The sequence below is a fragment of the Proteus sp. MB838 genome (genome assembly GCF_054767435.1).
On record NZ_BAABMO010000017.1, the window covers coordinates 23185 to 43880 of the forward strand.

Sequence of the window (20696 nt, forward strand, 5' to 3'; positions counted from 1 at the left end):
AATTTTTAGTTTTACCAAAGATAATTTAGCAAATACCCTATGACTTCCTTAAAAAATCGAATAATATACCAATCGTGTATAGGGTTAGCGCAAATTATTCTAAATAAGTCACCAAACAAAACACGGGCTTAATCAATCTATATCGTTTTTTACATTCAGAATTATTTCTATGCGTACCATTATTCCCCTTACCAATTACAGCAATGTGTGTTAAAATTGACACATATCAATATTTTTATTTGTAATGAGCAAGCTTATGATCCCAGAAAAACGCGTCGTTCGCCGAATCCAATCTGGCGGTTGTGCAATCCATTGTCAAGATTGCAGTATTAGCCAGCTCTGCATCCCGTTTACTTTAAACGAGCATGAGCTTGATCAACTGGATAATATTATCGAGCGTAAAAAACCTATCCAGAAAGGTCAAACCTTGTTTAAAGCCGGTGATGAGCTGAAGCCACTTTATGCCATTCGTTCAGGAACTATTAAAAGTTATACGATCACTGAAGAAGGCGACGAACAGATCACAGGTTTTCATCTTGCAGGTGACTTGGTTGGATTTGATGCCATTATCAACACCGAACACCCAAGCTTTACACAAGCTCTTGAAACATCAATGGTTTGTGAAATACCATTTGAAACACTAGATGATTTATCAGGCAAAATGCCTAATTTACGTCAACAAATGATGCGTCTAATGAGTGGCGAAATCAAAGGTGACCAAGAGATGATCTTACTGCTATCAAAGAAAAATGCAGAAGAACGTTTAGCCGCCTTTATTTATAACCTCTCTCGCCGCTTTGCGCAGCGCGGTTTTTCACCTCGTGAGTTCCGTTTAACCATGACTCGTGGTGATATTGGTAATTACTTAGGCCTGACAGTAGAAACTATTAGCCGACTATTAGGTCGTTTCCAGAAAAGTGGTATGTTAAGTGTAAAAGGTAAATACATCACTATTGAAGATAGTGAAATGTTAAGTGAACTCGCAGGCAAACTGCCTTCCTCAACAGAAGCTTAATCTTTTACATCACCTATTTTTATAACGGGGCACACAAATTTGTGTCCCGTTTTCTATTTTGTGCTATTGCATTTTAGCTTCTTGGGTTATCTTTAAAAATGTAGATGGATAAATCCAGCCCTAAAGAGGATATAGCAATGGAAAAATATCAAAACCTTCTCGTTGTCATTGATCCTAACCAAGATGACCAACCAGCACTACGTCGTGCTGTTTATATCGTTCAGCGTAATGGTGGGCGGATAAAAGCTTTTCTACCTGTTTATGATCTCTCATATGACATGACCACCCTTTTATCTCCCGATGAACGTAATGCGATGCGCAAAGGCGTGATTAATCAAAAAACCGCTTGGATAAAACAGCAAGCTCGCTATTATCTTGAAGCCGGCATTCAAATCGACATAAAAGTGATTTGGCATAACCGACCGTATGAAGCCATTATTGAAGAAGTGATCACCGATAAGCATGACTTACTGATTAAAATGGCTCATCAACATGATAAGTTAGGCTCCTTAATTTTTACTCCCCTAGATTGGCAATTGTTAAGAAAATGCCCTGCTCCTGTATGGATGGTAAAAGATAAAGAGTGGCCAGAATACGGCACTATTGTTGTCGCCGCTAATCTGTCCAATGAAGAGTCATATCATGATGCATTAAATTTAAAGTTAATTGAATTAACTAACGATTTATCTCACCGTATACAAAAAGATCCAGACGTTCATTTACTCAGTGCCTACCCTGTTGCACCCATTAATATTGCAATTGAGTTACCTGACTTTGATCCTAATCTTTATAACAATGCTTTGCGTGGACAACACCTTATAGCAATGAAAGAGCTTCGCCAGAAATTCTCTATTCCTGAGGAAAAAACACATGTCAAAGAAGGATTGCCTGAGCAAGTTATCCCTCAAGTATGCGAAGAGCTAAACGCGGGTATTGTCGTATTAGGTATTTTAGGGAGAACCGGACTTTCTGCCGCTTTCTTAGGAAATACAGCAGAACAGCTGATCGACCATATAAAATGTGATTTACGCGCTATCAAACCTGATGGCTTTACCTGTCCTATCACTGTCGATTCAGATAACGAATAACGCTTTTAATACTGTATAGCAAAACGCCCGCTATCGCTTAAATAGTCGGGCGTTTTTTATTAAAGATTATTAGCTAAACAGATCACAAGGCTTTTAAAATCGCATCGACACTGGCTTTAGCATCACCAAATAACATTTGGGTATTTTCTTTAAAGAATAATGGATTTTGTACCCCCGCATAGCCGGTATTCATAGAGCGTTTAAACACGATCACGTTTTGAGCTTTCCATACCTCTAATACCGGCATACCTGCTATTGGACTATTAGGATCGTCTTGTGCGGCTGGGTTAACAGTATCATTTGCACCAATAACTAAAACGGTATCTGTATCAGCAAAATCATCATTGATTTCATCCATTTCTAAGACAATATCGTAAGGTACTTTCGCTTCTGCTAACAATACATTCATATGCCCCGGTAGACGACCCGCAACTGGATGAATACCAAAGCGTACTTTTATACCACGCTGACGAAGCTTTTCTGTTATATCATGTACTGGGTATTGTGCTTGTGCCACTGCTAAGCCATAACCCGGCGTAATAATCACTGAAGTTGAGTTTTTCAATAGTTCAGCAACTTCTTCTGCGGTTGTTTCACGATATTCCCCCATCTCTCCTTCGTCACTGGAGCTGCTACCATCTGTACCAAAACCACCGGCAATAACGCTAATAAATGAGCGGTTCATTGCTTTACACATGATATAAGAAAGAATAGCGCCCGATGAACCCACTAATGCCCCGGTCACAATTAACAAATCGTTGCTTAACATAAAACCAGCAGCAGCGGCGGCCCACCCCGAATAAGAGTTCAACATTGACACAACAACAGGCATATCCGCACCACCAATGGAGGCAACTAAATGCCAACCAAATGCTAATGCAATGACAGTCATCACAATCATTAAAAAGACTTGTAAACCAACACTGTCAGTTTTAACAAACCAGATCATTAATAAAAATGAAATAACTAAAGCCGCTAAATTAAGTTTATGGCGATTAGGCAACATCATAGGTTTGGATGACATTTTGCCACTTAGCTTGCCATAAGCGACAATGGAGCCGGTAAAAGTAACCGCACCGATAAAGATACCTAAAAAGACTTCTGTGAGATGAATGTTGGCCATTACAGGATCAATGGCAGGATTGTGATCTAGATAACTATTAAAACCAACCAGAACCGCGGCTAAACCTAGAAAACTATGCAAAATAGCCACTAACTCTGGCATTTGCGTCATTTCAACTTTTTTGGCTAAACGGATACCAATAACGGCACCAATAACCATAGCAACAATGATCCAACCTACATTATCAGCATAAGGCCCAAAGATAGTCGCAAATAACGCGATAGCCATCCCTGCAATACCAAAGTAATTCCCCTGTTTTGAGGTTTCATGTTTGGATAACCCTGCAAGGCTAAAAATAAATAATATTGCGGCGACAATATATGCCGCTGTAACAACACCGCTGGACATAATTGTCTCCCTTATCCTTTACGGAACATTTTCAACATACGTTGAGTGACGGTAAATCCACCAAAAATATTAATACTGGCAATTAAAATAGCGATAAATGAGAAAAAGCTTACCCAACCACCACTACCGATTTGTAGTAATGCACCAACGACAATGATACCTGAAATGGCATTTGTCACCGACATTAATGGGGTGTGCAATGAATGGCTGACATTCCAAACAACGTAATAACCAACAACACAAGAAAGTGCGAAGACAGTAAAGTGTGATAAGAACTCTTTTGGCGCAACATTAGCCAACCATGCGAACAGTAAAAAGGCAATAGCCAATAAACCATATTTTTTCCACGGGGAAATAGGTTTTGCAACGGGTTTTTCTTGGGGTTTTGCAGCAGGAGCTGCTTTAGGTTGCACCGAAACTTGAATAGGAGGCGCCGGCCATGTCACTTCCCCTGCTTTAATAACGGTAACACCGCGAATAACCACATCATCAAAATCAATATTGATATTACCATCTTTTTCTTTACAGAGTAATTTCAATAGGTTAACTAAGTTAGTACCATAAAGTTGAGATGATTGAGCCGGTAACCGGGCGGCTAAATCGGTATAACCAATAATTTTCACACCATGTTCAGTGGTAAAAATCTCACCAGGAACGGTATATTCACAGTTACCACCATTTTGGGCTGCCAAATCGACCACCACACTGCCTGGTTTCATTGAATCAACCATCTCTTTAGTGATTAAACGTGGTGCAGGTTTTCCTGGAATTAGTGCTGTTGTAATAATGATATCAACATCTTTGGCTTGCTCTGCAAATAATGCCATTTCTGCATCAATAAATGCTTTTGACATCACTTTAGCATAGCCATCACCACTCCCCGCTTCTTCTTTAAAATCAAGCTCTAGGAACTCAGCGCCCATACTTTGCACTTGCTCTTTGACTTCAGGTCGAGTGTCAAATGCACGAACAACAGCGCCTAAACTACCTGCGGCCCCAATAGCGGCAAGTCCAGCGACACCCGCACCAATCACCATCACTTTGGCTGGTGGTACTTTACCTGCAGCGGTAATTTGCCCAGTAAAGAAACGACCAAATTCATGAGCGGCTTCAACTACGGCACGATAGCCGGCAATGTTCGCCATTGAACTTAATGCATCTAAAGATTGTGCACGGGAGATACGCGGTACACTATCCATAGCCATTACATTAATCTCTTTTTCAGCTAATTTTTCTAGCAATGGTGCATTTTGTGCGGGCCAGATAAAACTAATTAAAGTCGAGCCTTTTTTGAGTAAAGCAATTTCATCTTCTAGGGGGGCATTAACTTTTAAGATAATGTCGGATTGCCAAATATTTTGACAATCTAAGATCTCAGCCCCTGCTTGTTGATAAGCGTCATTATCGAAACTAGAAGCAATGCCAGCTTCATTTTCTATCGCGACTGTAAATCCTAATTTCAAGAGTTGTGTGACTGTAGCAGGTGTTGCTGCAACTCTTGTTTCGTTAGAAAGTCGCTCTTTGGGTATACCAATTCGCATAATTTTCCCTTCTTATCCATCCGAAAACTGTTAAAATTTCATGGCTAATTTCATTAATATGCAAAAAAATTGTTAAGCATTATCATTCACATGCCATTTATTGGGGTACTAATAACCTACTGAAAATAAAACCAATAATCTAGATCTGTGTAAAGCTAAAATTGAACTTAATGCGATCATTTTAGTCGAAAAGGCATATTAATGAATTATTCACTATATTTAAGTAAATATCTGGTAACATATACTGGTCATTTGACCCAGTGGCTATTCACTAAATAAAATAATGCGACAAACGCTATTATTACATGTAATAATTGCACTCTATGTGATAGATCACTATGTTCAGCACATGACCAATATTAATTGCGCAAGGCGGAAGGATTTTGTATGAAGCTGAAAACCTCAGTCATCGCAGCAGCGGTGTTATCTTTAACTAATATTACTGTTGCGCAGGCTGCACAGGAACTGTCTCCAGAACAAGCGGCAGAGCTAAAACCATTTGAAAGAATTACAGTCATCGGTCGTTTTAATGCGATTTATGAAGCAGCTGACGCAGTATCTCGTCGTGCTGATAAAATCGGTGCTGATAGTTTTTACATTCAAGGTCTAGATGATATCAGTGATAGTGGCAACATGAGTGTGACTGCCGATCTGTATCGAAAAGATGCACCAAAAGCAACTGAAGAAGAATACCGCGTATTTCATGGTGTAAAAGAATTACCAAAACCTGAAGCTATTTTGCTACAGCCTTTTGATACCGTTACTATTCATGGTTACTATCCAACAACACCTGATATTAATAACGAAATCGGGAAAGAAGCAGCAAAAAAAGGTGCAGCATCATTCTTTATTGTCCGTAATATCTCGGTAAATGATGGTGGTAACCAAGAAGTTACTGCTTATATCTATAAAAAAGATGCCCCTAAAAGAGCCATACAGTCTTCAGAAGCCGTGGTTCCTTATGACTCTGATGCGGGTCGAGCGCTTATTGCCGAAGGTGGAAGTGCAGCCAATAAAGTTGAAAAACCAGGACTTGCGTCAAATAGTGACTTTGATAGAAATGTAGGTGTATTTGCTGAAACACAATCATCAGGTAAAAGCGGACGTTACACTGTCACCTTACCTGATGGCACTGAAATTCAAGAGGTTAATAAAGCAGCGGCTGCATTAATGGAACCTTTTGATACCATTACTTTCAGTGGTTATTTTGTGAACTCACCGGAAGTTTCTTATCAAGTTGCTAAACGTGCCGCAGAGAAAGGTGCAAAATACTACCATATTACTCGTGAATGGCAGAGTAATGGTGGTACGGTAACAATCACAGCGGATTTATTTAAATAATCTGTTGTTACTTTCTCTTTTAAAAACCTTGCTCTATGCAAGGTTTTTTTATACTTGTCCAAATAACCTCACTCAATTTCTTATCCTTATGCATAAAATTTATGATTTTATGCATAGACAACCAAGTCAACTCTCCGTAAAATCTCGCTGTTTTTTAGTGGTTTTATCTTTGTCTTAAATTAACAGATTCATATTTATGCTAATTATTAAACCAAAAACAAGAAAATACGCTATTTATTCACAATTTTAATCATGCAGGAACTTATCTTTGAATAAAAAACTTGGTTTAATGTCACTAACAGCGTTAGTGCTAAGCTCAATGGTTGGTGCAGGTGTATTCAGTTTACCTCAGAATATGGCTGAGGTTGCAAGCCCTGCGGCACTGATTATCGGTTGGATAATAACAGGGGTTGGCATCCTTTTTCTCGCCCTATCATTGTTATTGCTTTCTCGCTTAAGACCTGATCTTGATGGCGGTATTTTTACCTATGCGAAAGAAGGATTTGGTGAATTTATTGGCTTTTGTTCTGCTTGGGGCTATTGGGTCTGTGCGGTAGTTGCCAATGTCTCTTATTTAGTCATCGTTTTCGCTGCTGTGAGTTTTTTTACCGACAGCCCTAATAATATTATTTTTGGTGATGGTAATACATGGCAGGCATTGTTGGGTGAATCAATCTTGCTTTGGGTTGTACACTTTTTAGTTCTACGAGGTGTACAAACAGCCGCTAGTATCAATTTAATGGCCACGATGGCAAAATTAATACCATTGGGGTTATTTATTATTGTTGCCCTACTTGCCTTTAATATGGATATTTTTACCCTTGATTTCGAAGGGATAAAAATGGGCGTGCCCGTTTGGGAACAAGTAAAAAATACCATGTTAATTACTTTATGGGTATTTATTGGTATTGAAGGGGCCGTTGTCGTATCTGCAAGAGCAAAAAATAGAAGAGATGTTGGTTTAGCAACAATATTTGCGGTTGTGATCGCGCTGATTATTTATATTCTCGTTACCCTATTATCTCAAGGATTAGTTAGCCAACCAGAGCTTGCTATGATGAAAAACCCATCTATGGCACCTTTACTGGTTCAACTAATTGGAAATATAGGTGAGATAGTTATTGCCGCCGGCCTTATTCTATCGGTATGTGGCGCTTATTTAAGCTGGACAATTATGGCTGCTGAAGTCCCTTATATTGCAGCATTACACCACTCTTTTCCCAAACAACTGAGTAAACAAAATCACAATGATGCGCCTTCCTCTTCCTTGTGGTTTACTAATTTAGCTGTTCAATTATCACTAGTATTAATTTGGCTTACTGGTAGTAATTACAATACCCTACTGACCATCGCGTCAGAAATGATCCTCGTTCCTTATTTCCTGGTTGGTGCTTTCTTATTTAAAGTTGCCATAGAACGCAGTAGCCGAGGATTATTACTGATAGCAATACCTGCAAGCCTCTATGGTTTATGGTTACTTTATGCATCAGGTGTAATGAATTTATTACTTTCCGTCGTTCTCTATGCACCCGGTGTATTAATATTTTTATATTCACGAAAACAATATAAAGATAAACAGTCATTAAATACTAGTGAAAAAATACTACTGATGATGGTATTAATTGGCGCAATTCCTGCTTGTGGCTATTTAGTATTTAATTAAGATCTATTATTCCCCCTTGAGAAAGAAGCAAGGGGGCATTTCTTGCCCTTCAATCCCCTTGTTCTATCCAAGCCACTCCTGTTCATTTCCTTAAGTTTTTTAATTAGAAATCAAATAACGCCATGTTTTGGTTACTTAGCAAGTAAATATTATTGATGATGGTTAGGTGCATTATATTAGAGAAATAAATTGTATGTTGTAACTAATTATTTTATTAATTGACCATAATTTACTCATATAATTTTTATATAAAATTCATTTTTTATATGATGTTTTTTAAAAAACCAGTGAATAACACAATAAAACATATTATTTTTAGTTAATACCTCCATGTAGAGCATAATACACGGACAGATAAACTGATTTTCTAACAAAAAGCAGATAAATACACTTTATTTACTTTTTGTTAGAAAACTATATTATCCACTCCGTCGCAACAAATAGGATAAACCTATTGCATTATCAAATTATTTATTAAAGGAAAAACGATGAAAATAAAAAATCATATCAGATTACTATCTGCATTATTAGTTATCTCTTCTAGCATGAATGTATTAGCAGATAATAACAAAACAACAGAAAAGAAAAATAACAATATTATTAATTTTAGTGGAACAGTAACATCAACATCCTGCAATATAGAAAGCCCTAATTCTCTTATCACTTTGCCCGCAATTAATAAATCGGAAATAGTCTCAGATAAAGATTGGACCAAAGCCAAAAGCAGTACAGGTAGTAATTTTGAAATTAAACTATTAGATTGTGGCAATAATAATGCAGCATTAACATTTAACGGTACTGATTTAGCGAGTGAAAATAAAATTCTGAAGAATAAAAATACCACAAATAATGGTGCTAAAGGAGTAGGAATTTTCATTCGTAGTGATGAAGGTAATAAAAATATCATTCATTTAAATGGTAACCAAGCAATAACTAAGAGAATTGAAAATAAAACAGTAACTTATAAATTCCATGCCAATTACGCAAGTTATCTTCCAAATCCAACATCAGGAACTGTCAATACATCAATAAGTTTTACCGTTAAATATTCTTAATTAAAAAAACACAGGATTATTTTATTATGAAGTATAATGTTTATATTTTATTTATCATAATTCTGTGTTCTACTTTTTTTACACAAGCAAATGTAATATATAGTGGAACACGGTTTATCTATAATGAAGACGATAATGATATTATTATTAATATAAAAAATAAAAACTCCGCTACTGATTATTTAATACAAAGCTGGATCACAAAGGATGAAAATGATAAAAATACACCTTTTATGATTACCCCACCGTTATTTAAATTAAATAAAGAACAATCTGCAATTTTGCGAATTGCCAAAATCACATCAATAGCTCAAACAGATCGTGAAAGTCTTTTTTATATAAATAGCAAAGCGATCCCTATCGCTGAATCAAAAAATAATAGTATTCATATATCAATTAAGTCAGTGTTTAAATTATTTTACCGACCACATGGCTTAACAGAAACAGTTGAAGAAGCGACAAAAAAAATTATTTTTTCTATAAATAATAAAAAAGAAATGATAATAAAAAACAACTCTGAATACTACTTCACTATTATAAATATTTTTTCTAATGGGGAAAAAAAAGAGATCTCAGTCATGCTATCCCCTTTTAGTGAAATTAATATAGGAAAAAATCATTTTGGTACAGCTAAAGTAGGCTGGAGCTATATAAATGATTCTGGTAATGAAGTTAATATCAACATAAAAAATAGCGAATAGTATTAATTATGATAAAGTTATCTCCTATTTCTTTACTCTTATTATTTACGCCCTATGTATATGCAAATGCACTTTACTTACAAGCAATTGAAAACCACAATGGAAATATTGATTTTTCACTCTTGCTTAATGAAAATTTTCTCGAAGGAACCTATAACATAACAATTTATATAAATAACAATAAAAAACAAAATTCTGAGATATCATTTAAAAACAAAAACAATAACTTAACTCCAATAATAACTCTATTTGATTTAAAACAATGGGGAATAAACACCAATTATTATGAGCCTTTAAAAAATAAGTTAGACAACGATATCGTTGACTATGATTTATTAAAAAAATTATTTAATATAAAATTAGAAATTAACAAACAGTCGATTTACTTTAAAGTACCATTAATTGCGATAGAAAAAAACACTTCATATTCCAAAGAAAAATTGGATGATGGTGATAATGCTGCTTTCATTAAATACCACTATCAAGGCCATTATTATAAACAAAATAGTTTAAATGGACAACACATACATAACCTACAGCTATATAATGGAATTAATTTATTTGCATGGCGTTATCGTCAAGATCTAAACTATAATAATAATAATTCTTTTTCTATAAACCAGCAATATGTATATAGGACACTTAGAAATATTAATTCTATTTTAACTATGGGTGATTTCTATGCTTATTCTCCTAACTTAAACACTTATAAAATACTAGGCGTGCAAATCAATAGCGATAATGCAATGAAAGATGGCTCCCTAGTAGGTTATGCACCCATTATAAGTGAAACCGCCTATACCTATGCAGAAGTTAGCATTGAGCAAAATGGAGAAACACTATATAGCACATCTGTACCACCTGGGCCATTTACTCTTAATAACCTTCCCTCTTTAGGTACAAATGGTGAATTAGTATTAATTATAAAAGAAGAAAATGGCGAAGTAAGAAAGAAGAAAATCTGGAATTATTCTTCACAGTATTTATTAAGAAAGAACCAATGGAATTATTACTATACTATGGGTTTAGTAAACAATCCTCAAAAAAGACAGTTTCCTTCTAATAAGAAAAAAGAACTATTAACTCAATTGAATTTAAGCTATGGAGTGAGCAATTATTTAACGACAATGATAGGAGCTGAAAAAAAAGGAGATGATATTAAAGCACTTATTGGAAATACCCTAGGATTAAATATCCTGGGTATAGTCTCATTAGAAAACGCTTGGATAAGAGAGAAATATCATCAACAATATCAGTCCAATAAGATTAATTACCAAAAAGTATTTTCTATGGAAAATACAACTATTTCATTAAACTCATCATTCTACTTTAGATTTAAAGAGAATTATGCTGTAAATAAAGAATATAAGAAATATGATTTAGGATTTCACTTTTCACAATCATTAAATAATAATATTGCTTTAACGTTGGGGTATAATATTGCAACCTATTATCACTCAAAAGAAAAAAGCCAACGACTTTTTATTAATACTAGTTCAAATTATAAAAAACTTTCCTATTCATTAGAGCTAGAGAATAGCAAAGATCAGTACAGCAATAATAATCAATTATCAATTTTTTTAAATTATCCTATTGGTCAAGATCTCTCTCATTGGGCAACAGCAAGGATCAATTATGATAATAGAGAAAAATATTTTCATGAGAATATTTCATTTAGTGGAAATACATTAGAAAATAATCGGTTAAATTATAACCTTAATTTTTCTAAAAATAATAAAGAACACTTAGATTCATCAATGAAAATTAGTTATTTAAGTAGGATAGCCAAACTAAATATAAACTCTCGATTTAATAAAGATAGTTATTCTTTAGGCTATGGACTCAATGGCGGCATTGTGTTTCATAATGGAGGAATAACTTTAGCCCAAGATCTAAATGATAGTTTTGCTATCCTAAATTTTGCAGGTGCTAAGAAAGTAAAAATAATAGGAAAGCCAACAATAGAATCAGACCGAAGAGGTTATTTAATCATTCCTAATTTAACTAGTTACCATAACAATAAGTTCCACATTGATGCGAAATCATTAGATTATAATTATAATATTGATAATTATAGCTATCATTTAATTCCTACTAAGGGAGCTATTATTACAAAAAATATTAAGGTAACTAAAGGAGAAAGTGCTTTATTTACATTTAACCAAAACATTCCTTTTGGTGCAACAGCCTATGTGAAAAATTCTGATGGTACCCTATCCGATATATCCTATGTAAATGAAGATAATAAATTATATATTTCTAATTTACCCATCTTAGGAAAGATTTTTGTAAAATGGGGAAGTTCCAACAAACAACAGTGCTCATTTAACTATCAATTAAATGATAATGAAAAACAAAATAGAATTTATTTTAAAACTGTAAATTGCATTAAAGAGGAATAATATATAAAAATGAAATACATTATTATTTTAATTTATTTACTCTCATTCCATTGTTATTCTGATGAATCAAAATTTAGCAACAATTGCGTTTATGACGATATAAAAGACAATGGTTTTATTCCAGTACATAATATTAGATTTAAAGCTAGTGATATTGATTTAGGTGTCGATATTGGCCAACCTATCGCAGAAATGAGTTTTACTGATGCCGCTCTATCTACGTCAATTCTTCATTGTAAAAAGAAAGTTGATCTAAAATTAATCATTAACGCAAGGCATTATAAAGATGATATTTTCAAAACAAATATTCCAGGAGTTGGCTTTAAGATATCATTTAATAAAACACCTTTTAACTTAGTAGGCGATGAGTTTAATGTAACGCCTAAATATGCAAATGTCTGTAACGCTCAAACTAGAAAAGAAGGATATAAAAATATTTATTGTACTGATAGTTGGCCAAGACTATATATTCAATTAATAAAAATAGGTGAAATCGTTCTAGAACCTCTGAGCGACATATTTGTTATAGATGATTTTCTTGTTTATACATTAGATAATAAAAAATTTACTTATAATAATTTGATTATTGAGAAGCCTCAGAATAAAGTTTGCGAACTTAATATTGAACAACCTAATATTGAATTAGCGCCTGTAGAAAAAAACAGTTTAAGCGATTCAATACCCGCTAATGAAACACATTTTTCTATTGGTGTTATTTGTAACCAAGATACATTAGTTTCATTAAAGCTTGATGCACCTGCTATTTATAAAAGTAGAAATACTAATTTATTAACACTTCTAAATAATGGCACCCCTTCTGGGGTAGGTTTATCAATTAAATATAATGATAATAAATATTATTTAGGTAATGTTATTTATAATAGCGTTCATAGAACACCTTCGACGGAATATACTTTTCCTTTTTCAGTAGGTTATGTGAAAATGAGTGAAAACATCTTGCCTGGCAAGGTAACATCACAAATTAATGTAAACTTAGAATATAAATAATTTATTTCCCCTATGAAAAAACATTTAACTCCTATTATCATGTTATTAATATTACTACCTGTGTTTTCTGTAAATGCTTATTATATCTATGAAACTAGCTGTGAATACATAATGGATGATAATAAATCAAAAGAGAACCAAGAAGTTATATTGAAGATATCAAATTGTCCATCAATAATAAAAAACGCTAATAGAATATTGAATATTAAAAAGAACACTGCCATTTCAATAAAAAATAGCGCAATAACATCTTTTATCTTAGACAGTAATAAAGTGGTTTTAGCTGACAATATTAATGATCAATTTACCATTTCAGTACATTATCAATAATAGTAGTATATAAACCCACAATGGCCATAACTCACCATTGTGGGTTTATCTATCAGCTTTAACTTAATGAGATAGACTCAATAGCTTGTAAGATGCGTTTATCAGAGATGGTATAAGGCGTTCCTATCTGTTGAGCAAATAAACTCACTCTTAATTCCTCTATCATCCAACGAATATTTTGTACCTCTTCTTGCTGTTTTTGCTTCTCGGTTAACTTAGCTAACCACTGTTGCCACTGCAAAATGACATTTTCAACTCGGCTCATTTGTGCTCTATCACGGTTAGGATCAATCGCTAATTTCTCCATACGTTTTTCAATGGCACTGAGATAGCGAGGAATATCCGCAAGTCGTTTCCAGCCATGGGATGTGACAAATCCGGGAAAAACTAATTGATTAAGTTGTGCTTTAATATCAGACAATGCAAAAGCAACACTAATATCGACCCGCCCTTTTAAGCGTTTATTTATTGCAAATACCTGAGTTAAAATAGATTCAACTTGTTTAGCAATTTCGACAACAACATCGTTTAATTCAGCACGGACATAATCTTGGAGTTTTTGATATTGCTCTTCTTGCCATATTAATCCCCCATAAGAAGCAATGAGTTTATCAACCCCACAAGCGATACAGTCATCAATCAGATCTAGCACCTTGCCATAAGGATTAAAATAAAGACCTAATTTTGCTTTATTAGGCAATTTTTCATGCAAGTATTTAATGGGGGAAGGAATATTAAGTAGTAATAACCGTCTTACCCCCTGCCACATTGCCGCTTGTTGCTCTGTTTCTGTTTCAAATAGCTTGATACCAACACTATTCTTTTCATCCACTAATGCCGGATAGGCTTTAACTGAATAGCTACCACGCTTTTGTTCGTAGCGTTGTGGCAAGTCACCAAAACTCCAAATATGTAAATCTTGCTGCTCAATACCATCATCTGCTACCGCTGATAATGTTTCTTGAACTTTGTCCTTTAAACGTGCTTTTAACTGATTAAGATCTTTTCCTTCCGCAAGGGTTTTATTGTTGCCACCAACAACTCGAAAAGTCATTTTTAAGTGATCGGCCACTTGCTCAAGTTGCCAACTATCACGTTCGACCGTAACGCCGGTCATTCTACGTAGCTCTTTTTCTAATTTATCGAGTAATTCACCTTCAGGGGTAACCACTCGTTCTAAAAAAGCTGAAGCGTAGTTAGGCGCAGGAACAAAATTACGACGTATAGGTTTAGGTAATGATTTTATTAAGGCAACGACTAATTCATGACGAATACCCGGAATTTGCCAATCAAAACCTTCATCTTTAACCTGATTTAAAATCGGTAATGGAATATGGACAGTGACACCATCTGCTGCTGTACCTGGCTCAAACTGATAGGTTAAGCGTAATTTTAAATTAGCTTGATGCCAATAATTTGGATAATCTAATGCACTAACACGTTTAGCATCTTCTTTGATAAGCATGCTTTTTTCAAAGCTCAGCAAATCAGGTGAATTCTTTTGCGCTATTTTCCACCATTTATCAAAATGGCGGGTAGAGATAACATCTTGTGGTATTCGTTGATCGTAGAATGTAAACAGCGTTTCATCATCTACCAAAATATCGCGACGACGTGATTTATGCTCTAACTCTTCAACCTCGGTACGTAATTTTAAATTTTCACGGAAAAAAGCATGTCGAGTTTGCCAATCGCCTTCTACCAACGCATGGCGAATAAATAACTCTCGACATAATAGTGGATCAATTTTGCCATAATTTACTAATCGTGAGGCCACAATAGGTAAACCATATAAGGTGACTTTTTCATTAGCCATTACCGCACCCTGTACTTTTGACCAATGAGGCTCACTATAGTGATATTTAACTAAGTGGGTCGCGATAGGTTCAATCCATTCCGCTTCAATACGTGCAGCAATACGCCCCCATAACCGTGATGTTTCGACTAATTCTGCCACCATGGCCCATTTGGGCGGTTTTTTAAATAACCCAGAGCCGGGATAAATAGCAAAACGCGCATTTCTCGCGCCAGTAAACTCTTGTTTATCGCTATCTTTATGTCCGATATGTGATAATAGCCCACTTAATAAAGCCACATGAATACTTTTAAAATCGGCCGGTTGGCTATTAATTGGAAAACCTAATTCCTTCACAACTTGGCGTAGTTGCGTATAGACATCTTGCCATTCCCTAACTCGCATAAAGTTTAAAAACTCTTGGCGACAGTGTTTCCGAAACTGAGAGTGACTCAACTCTTTCTGCTGAGTTTTTAAATAGTCCCATAAATTGAGTAACGAAAGAAAATCTGAATCTTTATCTTGGAAACGACGATGTTTTTCATCTGATGCTTGTTGCTTATCCATCGGTCTTTCACGAGGATCTTGAATAGAAAGCGCCGATGTGATCACCATTAATTCTCTAACTGCACCATATTTGCGTGCTTCAAGAACCATTCTCGCTAATCTTGGATCGATAGGAAGCTGAGCTAATTGTTTCCCCATCGGCGTCAAACGATAAGCACCTTTATTATCAGTACCCTCTTGTAAGGCACCCAGCTCTTCTAATAAGCGTACACCATCTTGTATATTGCGTTTATCGGGCGCTTGTACAAAAGGAAATCCGCTAATATCCCCTAATCCTATCGAGGTCATTTGTAAAATAACCGAAGCAAGATTGGTTCTTAGTATTTCAGGATCGGTAAATTGCGCACGGGAAATAAAATCATCTTCAGAATAAAGACGAATACAAATACCATCAGAAACACGACCGCAACGCCCTTTTCTCTGATCCGCAGAAGCTTGAGAGATAGGCTCTATGGGTAAGCGCTGAACTTTGGTTCGATAACTATATCGACTAATACGTGCATAACCCGTATCAATCACATATTTAATGCCCGGTACCGTAAGAGAGGTTTCGGCAACATTGGTTGCTAATATGATGCGTCTTCCGGTATGAGGCTGAAATATCCGGTTTTGCTCACTATTAGAAAGACGAGCAAATAGGGGTAAAACTTCGGTATGACGCAGTTGTAATTTATTTAATGCCTCTGCGGTATCCCTTATCTCACGCTCACCGCTCATAAAAATAAGAATATCACCCGCACTTTCTCGACTTAACTCGTCAATCGCATCAATAATGCCCTCAGTCATATCCTTATCACTATCCAAAGCGTCACCACCAATAGGACGATAGCGCACTTCAACCGGATAAGTTCGGCCAGATACCTCAATAATAGGAGCTTGATTAAAATGCTTAGAAAAACGCTCGGGATCGATAGTGGCAGAAGTAATAATCACTTTTAAATCTGGGCGTTTGGGTAAAAGCTGCTTTAAATAACCAAGAATAAAGTCAATATTTAAGCTACGTTCATGGGCTTCATCGATAATAATAGTATCATATTGTAATAACAACTTATCTTGTTGTAGTTCAGCTAATAAAATCCCGTCAGTCATTAACTTAACTAGCGTGTTATCACCAACATGATCACTAAAACGAACTTTATAACCGACAGACTCACCTAATGTTGTATTTAATTCATGGGCAATTCGCTCTGCGACAGAGCGTGCAGCTAAACGTCGAGGCTGCGTATGCCCAATATAACCTTTTACGCCTCGCCCTAATTCGAGACAAATTTTCGGGATCTGAGTTGTTTTACCCGACCCCGTTTCCCCTGCAATAATAACCACTTGGTTATCTTTGATTGCATTGTAGATAGCCTCTTTTTTCTGGCTAACAGGCAAGTTTTCTGGATAAACAATTTTAGGACAGTGAATTTGTCGATTTAATATACGCTGTTTTGCGACAATAATATCCTGCTCAATCTCGCTTAATACCGCCTGTTTCGACGTTTCTTTACTTATTTTATCAACGCCACGTAAGCGTTTTCTCAATCGTTGCTGATCCCGCAACGAGAGTTGCTCTATCTCTTTGTAGAGCATCGCAGATGATAGTGCCACCTTTTGTTATCCTTTTTGAGGTTTATTTAACCAAATAATATTGTTGCCATGATATCACAACAGCCAATTTGCACATAAAGGGTTGATGAATTTTCTTATTCTATGAATATATATAATCAATAAATTTGAATAGCATATTCAAACGATTATGGTGTGAAATTTTTCAGATAAGATAAAATTTGGTCTATATAAACATAACAGATATTTACCGAGAGAATAAAATGAACAAGCTTCTTGTACTAAAATCCAGTATTTTAGAAAATTACTCGCACAGCAATAAAATGGCTGACTATCTAATAGAAAATTGGCAAAAGCATCATCAAAATGATCTCATTACCCTACGTGATCTGGCAAAAGATCCCATTCCTGTTTTAGATCAAGCCACATTATTTGCTTTTGGCAAAGATACGGCTATGTTATCGGAACAACAAAAAGCCGCTAGAGCACTCTCTGATACATTAATTAATGAATTAAAAGCACATGATATTATTGTGATCACGGCGCCTATGTATAATTTCTCCATCCCTTCTCAATTAAAACACTATATCGATTTTATTGCGCGTGCAGGCGAAACTTTTAAATATACTGAAACAGGGTCAGTCGGATTACTTGAAGATAAGCAAGTTATTGTATTAACGAGTCGTGGCGGTATCCATAAAGGACAACCCTCTGATTTAATTATTCCATATCTAACACAATTTTTATCATTTATTGGTATTAATAATATACAGTTTATTCTCACCGAGGGTACTGCGCTAGGCGAAGAATATGCCCAGCAGTCACATGCTCAAGCACAAAAAGAAATAGATTTAATAATTAATAAAGAAATAATGATAAAATAAAAATATATCTATTGGCACCTTTAACTAAGGTGCTATTTATTTATAAATATAATTACACAAAAAAAACCTCTGTTTTTTTTAAAAAAAACCTTCAATAGATAAACCTTTCACCTTTTGCCTATAATTTAAAATTTAAATCTAACAAACCAACCAAAAAAACATATTTCGCTAATCATTTAACAAAATAATACTAATCATAATTATATATAACTTGTCAAATTTCACGTAAAAAAATATTATTATCTCGCTCTTAATTATGAGCAAATTTGTAACTACAATTAATACTTAAATGGACTTTAAAATGAAAAAATCATTATTTTCACTATTAATTCTATCTACACTTGCTTTATCAACACAAGCTATTGCACAACAGATTCACCTTGTTAATGAAAATATAGCTATCCAAGGCAGAGTAATTGACGAGAAACTAACTTGTGTCGTTCAAGATGTTGCTCCAATTCAATTGGATGATGCTTACATTGATTCTTTACTACTTACTCCTGAAAAACGATTTAGTGTGGATTTTTCTGGCTGTACTAATCAAGAAAGAGCAAGAAAAGTCAAAATAGTTGTTGCACGACAAAACACTACTCATTTAATGAATGCTAGTTCGACAGCAAATGATACCAATGCTCGAGTAGCATTATTGGGTTCTACAGGTGAACTTGTTCCACTTAATGGTGAGCGAGAACAACGTACATTTTATTCGGATGTTGCCGGTGATAGTGGTAGATTAGTATTTTCATTAAAATATGATAGACCTGAATCGATTGATGATGCTGTTACCGCAGGTGCTTTCAAGGCTACCTTATCTCTTGATGCTTACATCACTGATAATATCCAATAAAAACAGCCAAAACTAAATATAATTCTGCTTTAATTTTCAACCCAATAAAAAGTCGGGGAAATACCGGCTTTTTATTTATGGATTAATACAATAAATAACTTATCTAATGGTTTATTAAAAAATATAAGATTATAAATTGGCAAAAATACCATCAAAATGACCTCATTACCCTACGTGATCTGGCAAAAGATCCCATTCCCATTTTAGATCAAGCCATATTATTTGCTTTTGGCAAAGATACGGCTATATATAATTTCTCCATCTTCTCTCAGTTAAAACATTCTATCGATTTTATTGCGCGTGCAGGCGAAACTTTTAAATATACTGAAACAGGGTCAGTCGGATTACTTGAAGATAAGCAAGTTATTGTATTAACGAGTCGTGGCGGTATCCATAAAGGACAACCCTCTGATTTAATTATTCCATATCTAACACAATTTTTATCATTTATTGGTATTAATAATATACAGTTTATTCTCACCGAGGGTACTGCGCTAGGCGAAGAATATGCCCAGCAGTCACATGCTCAAGCACAAAAAGAAATAGATTTAATAATTAATAAAGAAATAATGATAAAATAAAAATATATCTATTGGCACCTTTAACTAAGGTGCTATTTATTTATAAATATAATTACACAAAAAAAACCTCTGTTTTTTTTAAAAAAAACCTTCAATAGATAAACCTTTCACCTTTTGCCTATAATTTAAAATTTAAATCTAACAAACCAACCAAAAAAACATATTTCGCTAATCATTTAACAAAATAATACTAATCATAATTATATATAACTTGTCAAATTTCACGTAAAAAAATATTATTATCTCGCTCTTAATTATGAGCAAATTTGTAACTACAATTAATACTTAAATGGACTTTAAAATGAAAAAATCATTATTTTCACTATTAATTCTATCTACACTTTCTTTATCAACACAAGCTATTGCACAACAGATTCACCTTGGTGGTTATAATATAGATATCCAAGGCAGAGTAATTGACGAGAAACTAACTTGTGTCGTTCAAGATATTGCTCCAATTCAATTGGATGATGCTTACGTTGATTCTTTACTACTTACTCCTGAAAAACGATTTAGTGTGGATTTTTCTGGCTGTACTAATCAAGCAAGAGATAGAAAAGTCAAAGTAGTTTTTGGACAAAAAAACACTACTCATTTAATGAATACTGGTTCGACAGAAAATGATACCAATGCTCGAGTAGCATTATTGCGTTCTACAGGTGAACTTGTTCCACTTAATGGTGAGAATTCAGAACGTACATTTTCTTCGGAGGTTGCCGGTGAACGTGGTAGCTTAGAATTTTTATTAAAATATGATAGACCAGCATCGATTGATGATGCTGTTACCGCAGGTGCTTTCAAGGCTACCTTATCTCTTGATGCTTACGTCACTGATGATATCCAATAAAAAACGGTC

At 34.8% G+C, this 20696-nt stretch carries 15 protein-coding genes; 12 read left to right on the top strand and 3 right to left on the bottom strand.

What is annotated here, in order from left to right:
• Positions 1–256: 256 nt before the first annotated feature.
• Both ACYUCW_RS09350 and uspE read left to right on the top strand, forming a co-directional pair.
• Positions 257–1015 carry an FNR family transcription factor gene (locus tag ACYUCW_RS09350; protein WP_460408449.1) on the top strand — a complete coding sequence of 253 codons (759 nt, stop codon included), beginning with the start codon at positions 257–259 and terminating at the stop codon, positions 1013–1015.
• Between the two features lie 137 nt (positions 1016–1152).
• Entirely contained in the window at positions 1153–2103 is a 951-nt protein-coding gene (gene uspE, locus ACYUCW_RS09355; RefSeq protein ID WP_460408450.1) for a universal stress protein UspE, read from the top strand.
• 82 nt (positions 2104–2185) lie between these two features.
• Here the strand turns inward: uspE and pntB are convergent, their stop codons facing one another.
• Together pntB and pntA are read right to left on the bottom strand one after the other, a co-directional pair.
• Positions 2186–3574, bottom strand: coding sequence for a Re/Si-specific NAD(P)(+) transhydrogenase subunit beta (gene pntB, locus ACYUCW_RS09360; RefSeq protein WP_460408451.1), 1389 nt, complete (start codon positions 3572–3574; stop codon positions 2186–2188).
• Between the two features lie 11 nt (positions 3575–3585).
• Positions 3586–5115, bottom strand: coding sequence for a Re/Si-specific NAD(P)(+) transhydrogenase subunit alpha (pntA, locus tag ACYUCW_RS09365; RefSeq protein ID WP_049203301.1), 1530 nt, complete (start codon positions 5113–5115; stop codon positions 3586–3588).
• A gap of 387 nt (positions 5116–5502) precedes the next feature.
• Between pntA and ydgH the strand changes: the two genes are divergently transcribed.
• The 6 genes from ydgH (at position 5503) to ACYUCW_RS09395 (ending at position 13285) form a co-directional block, all read left to right on the top strand.
• Entirely contained in the window at positions 5503–6456 is a 954-nt protein-coding gene (gene ydgH, locus ACYUCW_RS09370; protein ID WP_004242823.1) for a DUF1471 family protein YdgH, read from the top strand.
• 268 nt (positions 6457–6724) lie between these two features.
• Positions 6725–8119 (top strand): amino acid permease, encoded by a 1395-nt coding sequence (locus tag ACYUCW_RS09375; RefSeq protein ID WP_163748793.1) that lies wholly within the window; start codon positions 6725–6727, stop codon positions 8117–8119.
• A gap of 488 nt (positions 8120–8607) precedes the next feature.
• Complete coding sequence (locus ACYUCW_RS09380; RefSeq protein ID WP_460408453.1) at positions 8608–9174, top strand: fimbrial protein; 567 nt, start codon at positions 8608–8610, stop codon at positions 9172–9174.
• 26 nt (positions 9175–9200) lie between these two features.
• Positions 9201–9875: a fimbrial biogenesis chaperone gene (locus ACYUCW_RS09385; protein ID WP_460408455.1), complete on the top strand. Its 675-nt coding sequence runs from the start codon at positions 9201–9203 to the stop codon at positions 9873–9875.
• 8 nt (positions 9876–9883) lie between these two features.
• Positions 9884–12277, top strand: a complete 2394-nt coding sequence (locus ACYUCW_RS09390; RefSeq protein ID WP_163822998.1) for a fimbria/pilus outer membrane usher protein — start codon at positions 9884–9886, stop codon at positions 12275–12277.
• A 9-nt stretch (positions 12278–12286) separates the two neighbouring features.
• Positions 12287–13285: a fimbrial protein gene (locus ACYUCW_RS09395; protein WP_163748879.1), complete on the top strand. Its 999-nt coding sequence runs from the start codon at positions 12287–12289 to the stop codon at positions 13283–13285.
• Between the two features lie 388 nt (positions 13286–13673).
• Here the strand turns inward: ACYUCW_RS09395 and hrpA are convergent, their stop codons facing one another.
• Positions 13674–17570, bottom strand: coding sequence for an ATP-dependent RNA helicase HrpA (gene hrpA / locus ACYUCW_RS09400; RefSeq protein ID WP_460408457.1), 3897 nt, complete (start codon positions 17568–17570; stop codon positions 13674–13676).
• Positions 17571–17791: 221 nt separating this feature from the next.
• Between hrpA and ACYUCW_RS09405 the strand changes: the two genes are divergently transcribed.
• From ACYUCW_RS09405 to ACYUCW_RS09420, 4 genes are all read left to right on the top strand, one after another.
• Positions 17792–18412 carry an FMN-dependent NADH-azoreductase gene (locus ACYUCW_RS09405; protein WP_049206448.1) on the top strand — a complete coding sequence of 207 codons (621 nt, stop codon included), beginning with the start codon at positions 17792–17794 and terminating at the stop codon, positions 18410–18412.
• A 301-nt stretch (positions 18413–18713) separates the two neighbouring features.
• Complete coding sequence (locus tag ACYUCW_RS09410) at positions 18714–19259, top strand: fimbrial protein (RefSeq protein WP_223310121.1); 546 nt, start codon at positions 18714–18716, stop codon at positions 19257–19259.
• Positions 19260–19504: 245 nt separating this feature from the next.
• The gene (locus tag ACYUCW_RS09415; protein ID WP_261984738.1) at positions 19505–19840 is read left to right on the top strand and encodes an NAD(P)H-dependent oxidoreductase; all 336 of its coding nucleotides are present in this window, start codon (positions 19505–19507) and stop codon (positions 19838–19840) included.
• 301 nt (positions 19841–20141) lie between these two features.
• Positions 20142–20687: a fimbrial protein gene (locus tag ACYUCW_RS09420; protein ID WP_223304280.1), complete on the top strand. Its 546-nt coding sequence runs from the start codon at positions 20142–20144 to the stop codon at positions 20685–20687.
• Positions 20688–20696: the final 9 nt, after the last annotated feature.